At 71.7% G+C, this 12,168-nt stretch carries 7 protein-coding genes; 4 read left to right on the forward strand and 3 right to left on the reverse strand.

What is annotated here, in order from left to right:
* The first annotated feature begins 14 nt into the window (after nt 1-14).
* Both smc and ACZ516_RS30100 read left to right on the forward strand, forming a co-directional pair.
* Nucleotides 15-3,581: a chromosome segregation protein SMC gene (gene smc / locus ACZ516_RS30095; protein ID WP_469012688.1), complete on the forward strand. Its 3,567-nt coding sequence runs from the start codon at nt 15-17 to the stop codon at nt 3,579-3,581.
* A 236-nt stretch (nt 3,582-3,817) separates the two neighbouring features.
* Nucleotides 3,818-5,242 (forward strand): sugar porter family MFS transporter, encoded by a 1,425-nt coding sequence (locus ACZ516_RS30100; protein WP_361083240.1) that lies wholly within the window; start codon nt 3,818-3,820, stop codon nt 5,240-5,242.
* Nucleotides 5,243-5,294: 52 nt separating this feature from the next.
* Here the strand turns inward: ACZ516_RS30100 and ACZ516_RS30105 are convergent, their stop codons facing one another.
* A complete protein-coding gene (locus ACZ516_RS30105; RefSeq protein WP_361083242.1) occupies nt 5,295-6,278 on the reverse strand; it encodes an LLM class flavin-dependent oxidoreductase in 984 nt (327 codons plus the stop codon).
* A gap of 139 nt (nt 6,279-6,417) precedes the next feature.
* Complete coding sequence (locus tag ACZ516_RS30110; RefSeq protein ID WP_361083244.1) at nt 6,418-7,863, reverse strand: purine-cytosine permease family protein; 1,446 nt, start codon at nt 7,861-7,863, stop codon at nt 6,418-6,420.
* Between the two features lie 198 nt (nt 7,864-8,061).
* Between ACZ516_RS30110 and ftsY the strand changes: the two genes are divergently transcribed.
* A complete protein-coding gene (gene ftsY / locus ACZ516_RS30115; protein ID WP_469012690.1) occupies nt 8,062-9,282 on the forward strand; it encodes a signal recognition particle-docking protein FtsY in 1,221 nt (406 codons plus the stop codon).
* Nucleotides 9,283-9,438: 156 nt separating this feature from the next.
* On the opposite strand, the gene ACZ516_RS30120 is transcribed toward ftsY, so the two are convergent.
* The gene (locus tag ACZ516_RS30120) at nt 9,439-10,101 is read right to left on the reverse strand and encodes a bifunctional DNA primase/polymerase (RefSeq protein WP_358589199.1); all 663 of its coding nucleotides are present in this window, start codon (nt 10,099-10,101) and stop codon (nt 9,439-9,441) included.
* 431 nt (nt 10,102-10,532) lie between these two features.
* Between ACZ516_RS30120 and nsdA the strand changes: the two genes are divergently transcribed.
* A complete protein-coding gene (nsdA, locus tag ACZ516_RS30125; RefSeq protein ID WP_469012692.1) occupies nt 10,533-12,005 on the forward strand; it encodes a transcriptional repressor NsdA in 1,473 nt (490 codons plus the stop codon).
* Nucleotides 12,006-12,168 lie beyond the last annotated feature (163 nt).

The following is a 12,168-nucleotide window of genomic DNA, read 5'->3' on the forward strand; positions in this document are numbered from 1 at the left end:
TAGAGTCCGACGGCGTGCATCTCAAGGCCCTGACCCTGCGCGGATTCAAGTCCTTCGCGTCGGCCACGACGCTGAAGTTCGAACCGGGCATCACCTGCGTCGTCGGACCGAACGGCTCCGGCAAGTCCAATGTCGTGGACGCGCTCAGCTGGGTCATGGGGGAGCAGGGCGCCAAATCCCTGCGCGGCGGGAAGATGGAGGACGTCATCTTCGCCGGCACCACTGGGCGCCCCCCGCTCGGCCGCGCCGAGGTCTCCCTCACCATCGACAACTCCGACGGCGCCCTGCCCATCGAGTACGCCGAGGTCACCATCACGCGGATCATGTTCCGCAACGGCGGCAGCGAGTACCAGATCAACGGCGAGACCTGCCGCCTCCTCGACATCCAGGAACTGCTCTCCGACTCCGGCATCGGCCGCGAGATGCACGTCATCGTCGGCCAGGGCCAGCTCGACGGCGTGTTGCACGCCGACCCCATGGGGCGCCGCGCCTTCATCGAGGAGGCCGCGGGCGTCCTCAAGCACCGCAAGCGCAAGGAGAAGGCCCTGCGCAAGCTGGACGCGATGCGCGCCAACCTCGCCCGCGTCCAGGACCTGACCGACGAGCTGCGCCGCCAGCTCAAACCGCTCGGCCGGCAGGCCGCCGTGGCCCGCCGGGCCGCGGTCATCCAGGCCGATCTGCGCGACGCCCGGCTGCGGCTGCTCGCCGACGACCTTATGCGGCTGCGCGAGGCGCTGAACGCCGAGATCGCCGACGAGGCCGCCCTCAAGGAACGCAAGGAACGCGCCGAGTCCCTGCTCAAGGCCGCCCTCCAGCGCGAGGCACAGCTGGAGGAAGAGGTGCGGCGCCTCACCCCGCGCCTCCAGCGGGCCCAGCAGACCTGGTACGAACTCTCGCAGCTCGCCGAACGGGTGCGCGGCACCGTCTCGCTGGCCGACGCCCGGGTCAGGAGCGCCACCGCCGCGCCCCCCGAGGAGCGGCGCGGACGCGACCCCGAGGACATGGAGCGCGAGGCCGCGCGGATCCGGGAACAGGAGGCCGAGCTCACCGCCGCCTTGGAGGCCGCCGAGCGGGCCCTGGACGACACGGTCGCCCACCGCGCCGAGCTGGAGCGGCAGTTGGCGGTCGAGGAGCGGCGGCTCAAGGACGTGGCCCGGGCCATCGCCGACCGGCGCGAGGGCCTCGCCCGCCTCGGCGGCCAGGTCAACGCGGCCCGTTCGCGCGCCGCCTCCGCCCAGGCGGAGATCGACCGGCTGGCCGTGGCCAGGGACGAGGCCGCCGAGCGCGCGGTCGGCGCCCAGGAGGAGTACGAGCAGCTCAAGGCCGAGGTGGACGGGCTCGACGCGGACGACGCCGAGCTGGGCGCGCGGCACGACGCGGCCAAGCGGGACCTCGCCGAGGCCGAGGCCGCGCTCACCGCGGCACGGGAGGAGGCGACCGCCGCCGAGCGCGAGCGGGCCGCGGTCGCCGCCCGCCGCGAGGCGCTCGCCCTCGGACTGCGGCGCAAGGACGGCACCGGCGCGCTGCTCGCCGCCAAGGACCAGCTGACGGGGCTCCTCGGCCCCGCCGCCGAACTCCTCAGCGTCGCCCCCGGATACGAGGTGCAGGTCGCCGCCGCGCTCGGCGCCGGCGCCGACGCCCTCGCGGTGAGCGGACCGGGCGCCGCGGCCGACGCCATCCGGCTGCTGCGCAAGCAGGACGCGGGACGGGCGGGGCTGCTGCTGGCCGGCGCCCCGGACGAGGCACGACAGCGGCGCGCCGGCGGTCCGCCGTACGTCGCGGATCTCGTGCGGGGACCCGAGGAGCTGATGCCGGCCGTGCGGCGGCTGCTGCGCGGCATCGTGGCCGTCAACACGCTGGAGGACGCAGAGGACCTCGTCTACGTCCACCCGGAGCTGACCGCCGTCACCGCCGAGGGCGACCTGCTCGGCGCGCACTTCGCGCAGGGCGGCTCCGCCGGGGCGCCCAGCCTGCTGGAGGTGCGGGCCTCCGTGGACGAGGCCGCGGCGGAGCTGGCCGAACTGGCCGTGCGGTGCGAGGAACTGGCGGCGGAGCAGAGCCGGGCCGCGGAGCGGCGGGCGACATGCGCCGCCCTCGTGGAGGAGTTGGGGGAGCGGCGCCGGGCCGCCGACCGGGAGAAGTCGTCCGTCGCCCAGCAGTTGGGGCGGCTCGCGGGGCAGGCGCGGGGCGCCTCGGGCGAGGCCGAGCGGTCCGCCGCCGCGGCGGCCAGGGCCCAGGAGGCGCTGGAGCGCGCGGTCGAGGAGGCCGAGGAACTCGCGGAGCGCCTCGCGGTGGCCGAGGAGGCGGCCGCCTCCACCGAGGGTGGGGAGGAGGAGCCCGACACCTCCGTGCGCGACCGGCTCGCCGCCGACGGGGCCAACGCCCGCCAGACCGAGATGGAGGCCAGGCTGCAGGCGCGTACGCACGAGGAGCGGGTGAAGGGGCTCGCCGGGCGGGCCGACTCCCTGGACCGGGCCGCCCGCGCCGAGCGCGAGGCACGCGCGCGTGCCGAGCAGCGCACGGCACGGCTGCGCCATGAGGCCGCCGTCGCCGAAGCCGTCGCCTCCGCAGGGCGCCAGCTCCTCGCCCACGTCGAGGTCTCCCTCGTACGCGCCGACGAGGAGCGCGCCGCGGCCGAGCGGGCCAAGGATGTGCGGGAGCGGGAGCTGGCCGCCGAGCGGGGCCGGGGACGCGAGCTGAAGGCGGAACTCGACAAACTGACGGATTCAGTCCACCGCGGCGAGGTACTCGGTGCCGAGAAGCGGCTGCGGATCGAGCAGCTGGAGGCCAAGGCACTGGAGGAACTCGGTGTGGAACCGGCGGGGCTCGTGGCCGAGTACGGCCCCGACCAGCTCGTGCCGCCCTCGCCCCCCGCCGAGGGGGAGGAGCTGCCGCAGGATCCGGAGCACCCGCGCAACAGGCCGGTGCCGTTCGACCGCGCCGAGCAGGAGAAGCGGCTCAGGTCAGCCGAACGGGCGTATCAGCAGCTCGGGAAGGTGAACCCGCTGGCCCTGGAGGAGTTCGCGGCGCTGGAGGAACGCCACAAGTTCCTCAGCGAGCAGCTGGAGGACCTGAAGAAGACGAGGGCCGACCTCCTCCAAGTGGTGAAGGAGGTCGACGAGCGCGTCGAGCAGGTCTTCACCGAGGCCTACCGGGACACGGCCCGGGAGTTCGAGGGCGTCTTCTCGCGGCTGTTCCCCGGCGGCGAGGGACGGCTCGTGCTGACCGACCCGGACAACATGCTCGCGACAGGCGTGGACGTCGAGGCCCGGCCGCCGGGCAAGAAGGTCAAGCGGCTCTCGCTGCTCTCGGGCGGGGAGCGGTCGCTGACGGCCGTGGCGCTGCTCGTCGCGATCTTCAAGGCGCGGCCCAGCCCGTTCTACGTCATGGACGAGGTCGAGGCGGCGCTGGACGACACGAACCTCCAGCGGCTGATCCGGATCATGCAGGAGCTCCAGGAGGCCTCGCAGCTCATCGTGATCACGCACCAGAAGCGCACGATGGAGGTCGCGGACGCGCTCTACGGCGTCTCGATGCAGGGCGACGGCGTCTCCAAGGTGATCAGCCAGCGGCTCCGCTAGCCGCCGCCGGCTCGCTCCGCCCTGCCGTCAACGAGGAACTGCCTTCAAGACTTGAACATGAGCAGCCTCACGGTGCCTGAAAATTCACAGCTCAACAACTATTGACTTCGAAACTTGAAGGCATAGTCTCTGCAACGTTGCTTTTACCTTCAGGTGGTGGGCGGCGTGAAGTTGTGCGCCACTTGAAGAGCTCGCCCCCACCCCCGGCAGTGCAGCCGGTGGCCCGAGGAGTACATGTGACCAGCACATCGCAGGCGCCAGGGTCCGGAGCCAGAGAGGCCCATCCGGACCATCTCGGCCATGTCATCTTCATTACGGCGGCGGCCGCGATGGGTGGCTTCCTGTTCGGCTACGACAGTTCGGTGATCAACGGCGCGACCGTCGCCATCCAGCACCGTTTCGACGTCGACGCCAACACGCTCGGCTGGATCATCGCCACCGCGCTGCTCGGCTGTGCCGTCGGTGCCGCCGTCGCCGGCCGGGTCGCCGACCGCATCGGCCGCATCCGGTGCATGCAGATCGCGGCCCTGCTCTTCGCGGCCAGCGCCATCGGCTCCGCCCTGCCCTTCGCGGCCTGGGACCTGACCATGTGGCGCCTGATCGGCGGCATCGGCATCGGCATGGCCTCGGTGATCGGCCCGGCCTACATCGCCGAGGTCGCGCCCCCCGCCTACCGCGGCCGGCTCGCCTCGTTCCAGCAGGCCGCCATCGTCATCGGCATCGCCGTCTCCCAGCTGGTCAACTGGGGCATCCTGAACATGGCCGACGGCGACCAGCGCGGCAAGCTGATGGGCCTGGAGGCCTGGCAGTGGATGCTCGGCGTCATGGTGATCCCCGCCGTCCTGTACGGCCTGCTGTCCTTCATCATCCCCGAGTCGCCGCGCTTCCTGGTCTCGGCCAACCGCCAGACCGAGGCGAAGAAGGTGCTCGGCGAGGTCGAGGGCCACGCCATCGACCTGGACGCCCGCGTCGCGGAGATCGAGCACGGCCTGCACCGCGAGCACAAGCCGTCCTTCAAGGACCTGCTCGGCAAGGTCGGCTTCCTGCCGATCGTCTGGATCGGCATCGGCCTCTCGGTCTTCCAGCAGCTCGTCGGCATCAACGTGATCTTCTACTACTCGAACCAGCTGTGGCAGTCGATCGGCAAGGACCCCTCCAGCTCGTTCCTGTACTCGTTCGAGACCTCGATCGTGAACATCGTCGGCACGGTCATCGCGATGATCTTCGTCGACCGCATCGGCCGCAAGCCGCTGGCGATCATCGGCTCGGCGGGCATGGCCGCGGCGCTGTTCACCATGGCCTGGGCGTTCTCCTACCGGACCGGCTCCGGTGACGACGTCTCGCTGCCCAACGCGCAGGGCCTGACCGCGATCATCGCCGCCAACGCCTTCGTGCTCTTCTTCGCCCTGTCCTGGGGTGTGGTCGTCTGGGTGCTGCTCGGCGAGATCTTCCCCAACCGGATCCGCGCCGCCGCGCTCGGTGTGGCCGCCTCCGCGCAGTGGCTCGCCAACTTCGCGATCACCAAGACCTTCCCGAGCATGTCCGAGTGGTCGCTGAGCGGCTCGTACATCATCTACGGCGCGTTCGCCGCGATCTCGATCCCCTTCGTCATGAAGTTCGTCAAGGAGACGAAGGGCAAGGCCCTGGAGGAGATGGGCTAAACCCCGCTGCCCCCTCCTCATCAGGAAGCTGCCCCGGCCGACGGACTCGTGCTCACTTGTCCTTCAGCCGGGGCAGTACGTTTTCGCAGAAGTGGTGCAGACTGCGCCACCCCTCGTCCACCGGCATCCCGCCGACGAGCGGATGCAGGACGAGGCTCGCCGCGTCCTCCTGCGCGTACGCCACGCACTCCTCGGGCGTCAGGACGCGGTAGACGCCCTCCGCGCGCAGCTCGGCCACCGTGGTCGCCGCCGACCTCACCGCCGAGCGGATGTCCTTGGACTGCCAGGAGGCGTAGGTGCGGGCCTCGTGGAGGAAGTGCTCGCCCTGTTCGGCCCAGGTGCGGTCGGGGTCGTCGGCGATGTGCAGCAGCGGGGTCTTCGCGGCGGGCATCATCGTCCAGCCCTCGGTGCCGTGCTCCGCCAGCTGCTCGTGGTAGTACGCCTCCAGGTCGGGCAGGTGCGCGCTCGGGAAGAACGGCAGACCGAGGCGGGCCGCGCGCCGGGCCGCCGCCTTCGATGAGCCGCCGACCAGCAGCAGCGGATGGGGCTGGGTGAAGGGGCGCGGGGTGACGCGCACCGTGCGGTCGCGGAAGGTGAACGGCTCGCCCGTCCAGGCCTTGAGCAGCGTGTCGAGCAGTTCGTCCTGGAGCCGCCCCCGGTGCCTGAAGTCGACGCCGGCCCGCTCGTACTCCTCGGGCCGGTAGCCGATCCCCGCCACGGTGACCAGCCGGCCGCCGCTGAGCAGATCGAGGACGGCGACGTCCTCCGCCAGCCGCAGCGGATCGTGCAGCGGGCCGATGATCGCGGAGACCGTCACCGCGATCCGCCGCGTCGCCCCGAGGACCGCGCCGGCGAAGACGAAGGGGGAGGGCAGCCAGTTGTTCCCGGCGCCGTGATGCTCCTCGGTCTGGATGGTGGCGATACCCCGGTCGTCCGCGTACGCGGCCATCTCCAGCGCCGCCTGGTAACGCTCGCTGAGCGAGGCGGGCGTCGGCGCGGGATCGACGAGGTTGAACCGTACGACTGTGGTGGGCATGGGAACGTCCCCCTTCACCGTGCGTGGGCGGCGAAGGGGGACGTTAGCTGACGTGATGTCAGATGGATAGCCTCGTACGGGACTCGCCCCGCCCCGCGCGGAACTTGGCGGGGATCGGGCGGCCGCGGGGCGCCGGGCCTCAGGCGGAGACCAGCTCCGTCTCGCCCTTGCCGGCCGCGTCCTTCTCGACCGGCGGGGTCTTGGGCAGCAGCGCGTACAGCACGGCCGCGACGAGGATCGTGGCCAGCCAGCCGAGGCCGTGGCGGCCGATCCAGGACGTGGCGAGCGGACCGCTGAACCAGTCGACCTTCGTGAAGAGCAGGCCCGCGATCAGGGCGAGCGCCCACGCGGTCATGGCCTGCCAGGCGAAGCCCGCCTTGTACCAGTAGGCGCTCGTGCGCCCGGTGTCCATCAGGGCCCGGCCGTCGTACGTCGTGCGGCGCAGCATGTCGACGCCGAAGACGCCGATCCAGGCGGAGAAGGCGACGGCGAGCAGGGTGAGGAAGGAGATGAACGAGCCCATGAAGCTGGTGGCCACGTTCATCAGGATGTAGCCGAAGACCAGGCTGATGACGGCGTTCACGCTGACCGCCCACGCGCGCGGGACCTTGATGCCGAGGGTCATCGCGGTGAAGCCCGCGGAGTACATCGACATGGAGTTGATCAGCAGCATGCCGACCAGGGCCATGATCAGGTACGGCACCGCGATCCACGTCGGCAGCAGCGAGCCGAGGAAGGAGACCGGGTCCTGCGCGGTGGAGAGCTTCGGCGCGGAGACCGCCATGACGGCGCCCATCAGGACCATCGGGACGACCACGATGGCGGCGCCGCCGACCGCGTGGCCGACCAGCGGCCTGTTCGAGGCGTTGCGCGGGAGGTAGCGGGTGAAGTCGGGGCCGGTGGGAACCCAGCTGATGCCGCCGGCGGCGATGGTGCCGACGCCCGCGACCATCATCGCGGTGGAGCCCGCGGGCTTGTCGAAGACGGCCGACCAGTCGGTCTCGGCCAGGAGGTAGATCAGCACCAGCACGCTGAACGCCCCGAAGGCGTACGTCGACCACGTGCTGCAGATGTGCAGGATCTTGCGGCCGAGGCCGCTGATCAGGAACGTGCAGGAGACGAAGCCGACCAGCGTGACGACGGTCAGCCAGGTGCTCGACTGAACGCCGAAGCAGATGTCCAGGACCGTGATGATCGCGTAGGCGCCCGTGACCGCGTTGATCGTCTCCCAGCCCCAGCGGGCGACCCAGATCAGCGCGCCGGGGAAGAGGTTGCCGCGCTGGCCGAAGACCGCGCGCGAGAGCGTCATGCCCGGCGAGCCGCCGCGCTTGCCCGAGATGGAGATCAGGCCGACCATGCCGTAGCTCAGCAGGGGGGAGACGAGCGCGACGACCAGGACCTGCCAGAAGTTCAGGCCGTTGGAGACCACCAGGCCCGCGCCCATGGTGAGCAGCAGGACGCTGATGTTGGCCGCCACCCAGGTGGGGAACAGCTCGCGGGTGCGGCCCGTGCGCTCGGCGTCCGGGACGGGTTCGAGGCCGCGTGTTTCGAGGGCGCCTTCGGGTTCGGCGGTGGTGCTGCTCATGGGGGTGGGTCCGTGCCTCTCGCTCGGCTCGCAACGTCGCGATCCGTCGGTGGGGGTAATCGCGATGGACTCTACGCGCGTTGATGCGGGGACATCCATCGTACTTTAATCCGAGTAGTGGCTTCTAGGGGCATATGTTCTTTGGAGGAAGACACAATCTGGGCCCCCGGGAGGGCCATGGCGGATACTGGGTGGGTTATGGAAATCGTCATCCTTGCTGTAGTCATCGCCGTGGTCGTGATCGGCGCGCTCGGCGGGCTCGTGATCGGCAGCCGCAAGAAGAAGCAGCTGCCCTCGCAGGCCCCGTCCTCCGCGCCCACCATCACCGCCCCTCCCGCCGAACCGAAGGTCGGCGACGAGGCCGAGACGCCGCGCGACGAACCGCGCCGCACGATCGAGGAGGTGGAACTCCCGCTCGTCGAGCCCTCGGCGACGGCCCCGGTCGTCGTGGAGGAACCGGCCGCCCCGCGGATCGAGACCCCCGAGCCCACCGCCGGCCGCCTGATCCGGCTGCGCGCCCGGCTCTCCCGCTCGCAGAACGCGCTCGGCAAGGGGCTGCTCACGCTGCTGTCCCGCGAGCACCTCGACGAGGACACCTGGGAGGAGATCGAGGACACCCTGCTGACGGCGGACGTCGGCGTCGCACCCACCCAGGAGCTGGTCGAGCGGCTGCGCGAGCGCGTGCGCGTGCTCGGCACCCGCACTCCGGACGAGCTGCGCACGCTGCTGCGCGAAGAGCTGATCGCGCTGCTGGGCACGGGCGCCGGCACGGACTTCGACCGGACCGTGCGGACCGAGTCGGGCCTGGAGACGCCCGGCATCGTGATGGTCGTCGGGGTGAACGGCACCGGCAAGACCACCACCACCGGCAAGCTCGCGCGCGTCCTGGTCGCCGACGGCCGCTCCGTCGTCCTCGGCGCCGCCGACACCTTCCGCGCGGCCGCCGCCGACCAGCTGCAGACCTGGGGCGAGCGCGTCGGCGCCCGCACGGTCCGCGGCCCCGAGGGCGGCGACCCCGCGTCGATCGCCTTCGACGCCGTCAAGGAAGGCATCGCCGAGGGCGCGGACGTCGTCCTCATCGACACGGCCGGCCGCCTGCACACCAAGACCGGCCTGATGGACGAGCTGGGCAAGGTCAAGCGCGTCGTGGAGAAGCACGCCCCGCTGGACGAGGTGCTGCTGGTCCTGGACGCCACGACCGGGCAGAACGGCCTGGTGCAGGCGCGGGTCTTCGCCGAGGTCGTGGACATCACGGGCATCGTCCTGACCAAGCTCGACGGCACCGCCAAGGGCGGCATCGTCGTCGCCGTCCAGCGCGAACTGGGCGTGCCGGTCAAGCTCATCGGCCTCGGCGAGGGCGCGGACGACCTGGCGCCGTTCGAGCCGGAGGCGTTCGTGGACGCGCTGATCGGCGACTAAGCCGGCGGGACGTCAGGCGCGTCGGCCGCGGCCCGCCCGTGGATGCGCCGCGGGCGCGTCGTGGCCGGTCGCGCAGTACTCGCGCCCCTCAGGGGCGTACGCAAGAACAGCAGGGCCTCCTCGCACGGCGCAGGCGCGAGGGGGCCCTTCCGGCGTCTACGCCGGGGAGCGGTGCGCCACGTACGCCAGCGTGCCGAGCAGGAGCCGGGCCTGCGGCGGGACCGTCGCCGTGTCGAGCGCGGGGGAGCGCAGCCAGCGGACGGGGCCGAGACCGCCGCGGTCGGACGGGGGCGCCGTGATGTGCTCCCCCGGACCGAGGCCGTGCAGGTCGAGGTCGGCGTCGTCCCAGCCCATGCGGTAGAGCAGCCGGGGGAGTTCGGCGGCGGCGCCCGGGGCGACGAAGAACTGCGCCCGGCCCTCGGGCGTGACCGTCACCGGCCCCAGCGGCAGGCCCATCCGCTCCAGCCGGACCAGCGCCCGCCGCCCCGCCGTCTCCGCCACCTCGATCACGTCGAAGGCCCGCCCCACCGGCAGCAGCACGGCGGCGCCGGGGAACTCGGCCCAGGCGTCCGCCACTTCGTCGAGCGTGGCCCCGGCCGGGACCTCCGGGGCGAAGCCCAAGGGGTGCGCACCGGGGGCGGCGCAGTCCGGGGTGCCGCACGAGCAGGCGCCGTCCAGGGCGCGGGCACCGGGCACCGCGGCCCAGCCCCACAGCCCCGTGTACTCCGCCACCGCCGTGCAGTCCGAGGGGCGGCCGCGCCGCTTTGAACCGGTCCGGAGCCTGTCGGTCCCCCGGGTGCCGCCGATCGTGAAGCCCATGCCCCCTCCAACGGGTCGAGCGTGCCGCGGTTACGTGAGGGAATCGGAACGTGACCCTCTGCTCTTGAGACGGCGCTTGGTGGTCTCAGGGGTGGTGCGCCCGGCTACATGCGCCCCGGCGCACTCCTTTCCGCCACTTTCCGTCGTCCGGTGTCAAGTCAATCGCGCGCAGTGGGACGGGAGTTCATTCGAAGGGGTGGCGAATGGTGGCGTTTCCGCGATCGCCCTCGCCGGAGCAGTGATCGTAGGATTACTTTGGGTACACGTCCCTCGGATTTCGAGCACCCGCGGGTATGCCGGAGGCAAGTCGGTTTCCTGTTCGACGGGTGACATTCTCCGGACGGACGGCCGAGACAGGCGGCATTCTGTTAGGGCTTGGACAGTGCGCAGCGCGGATTGCGCGCGGTGTCTTCAAGGATGGGGGCGTTCCAGTGGGCGGCAGTGGCGGAAGCGGTACGAACGCTGAGAAGCGCCCCAATGAGATGCTCACGTCCTGGTTCGCGCGCAGCGGCTGGTCCAAGGGCGAGCTGGCGCGCCAAGTGAACCGCAGGGCGCGGCAGTTGGGCGCCCACCACATCTCCACGGACACCTCCCGGGTGCGCCGCTGGCTGGACGGCGAGAATCCCCGCGAGCCGATCCCGCGCATCCTCTCCGAGTTGTTCTCCGAGCGGTTCGGCTGCGTCGTCGCCGTCGAGGACCTGGGGCTGCGCGCCGCGCACCGCACCCCCGCCTCCTCCGGGGTCGACCTGCCCTGGACCGGGCCGCAGACCGTCGCGCTCATCAGCGAGTTCTCGCGCAGCGACCTCATGCTGGCCCGCCGGGGCTTCCTCGGCACCTCCCTCGCCCTCTCCGCGGGACCCGCCCTCATCGAGCCCATGCAGCGCTGGCTCGTGCCCTCGCCGCCGGCGCCCCGCGAGGAGCCCGAGCCCGCCGCGCAGCGCCGCCCCGCGCGCCTGTCCAAGCCCGAGCTGGACCTGCTGGAGTCCACCACGGTGATGTTCCGCCAGTGGGACGCCCAGTGCGGGGGAGGGCTCCGGCGCAAGGCCGTCGTGGGCCAGCTGCACGAGGTGACGGACCTGTTGCAGGAGCCCCAGTCCGCGGCCACCGCCAAGCGCCTGTTCAAGGTCGCGGGCGAGCTGGCCGAGCTGGCGGGCTGGATGAGCTACGACGTGGGCCTGCAGCCGACCGCCCAGAAGTACTTCGTCCTGGCCCTGCACGCCGCGAAAGAAGCGGGCGAGAAGCCCCTCGGGTCGTACATCCTCTCCAGCATGAGCCGCCAGATGATCCACCTGGGCCGGCCGGACGACGCGCTCGAACTGATCCACCTCGCGCAGTACGGCAGCCGGGACTGCGCCGGCCCGCGCACCCAGGCGATGCTGTATGCGATGGAGGCCCGCGCCTACGCCAACATGGGCCAGCCCGGCAAGTGCAAGCGGGCCGTGCGGATGGCCGAGGACACCTTCGCCGACGCGGAGGAGTTCGACGAGCCCGAGCCGGACTGGATCCGCTTCTTCTCCGAGGCCGAGCTGAACGGCGAGAACGCCCACTCGTACCGCGACCTGGCCTATGTGGCGGGCCGCAGCCCCACGTACGCCTCGCTCGCCGAGCCCGTCATGGACCGTGCCGTGGAACTCTTCGGGGCGGACGCCGAGCACCAGCGCTCCTACGCCCTGAACCTCATCGGCAAGGCCACCGTCCACCTGCTGCAACGCGAGCCCGAGCAGTGCACGGTCCTCGCCGGGCAGGCCCTCGACATCGCCAAGAAGGTCCGCTCCGAGCGGGTGAACACCCGCCTGCGCAAGACCGTCGACACCGCCGTACGGGACTTCGGGGACGTCTCCGAAGTCGTCCGCTTCACCGAACGTCTCGCCATCGAGATGCCGGAGACCGCGGAGGCGGTCTGAGTCCCGGCACGACCGGCCCCGGCCGCGGAGACCATCCCGAACGCCCGACTCGGCTCCCCCGCCAGGTCAGCCGGATGGCCGCCGCGGCCGGTTCTCGTGCCGTGGGCAGGGTAGGAAACCGCACCCCGCGTGACCCGGCAGTTCATGGACGCGTAACACGCAC

The sequence above is a fragment of the Streptomyces sp. NPDC034037 genome, from assembly GCF_055575715.1.

Excerpts from the sequence above, each read along its gene's own strand:
- ACZ516_RS30105 (WP_361083242.1), bottom strand. The coding sequence starts at position 6,278 with ATGCCCACCACAGTCGTACGGTTCAACCTCGTCGATCCCGCGCCGACG.
- ACZ516_RS30110 (WP_361083244.1), bottom strand. The coding sequence starts at position 7,863 with ATGAGCAGCACCACCGCCGAACCCGAAGGCGCCCTCGAAACACGCGGC.
- ftsY (WP_469012690.1), top strand. The coding sequence starts at position 8,062 with ATGGAAATCGTCATCCTTGCTGTAGTCATCGCCGTGGTCGTGATCGGC.
- ACZ516_RS30120 (WP_358589199.1), bottom strand. The coding sequence starts at position 10,101 with ATGGGCTTCACGATCGGCGGCACCCGGGGGACCGACAGGCTCCGGACC.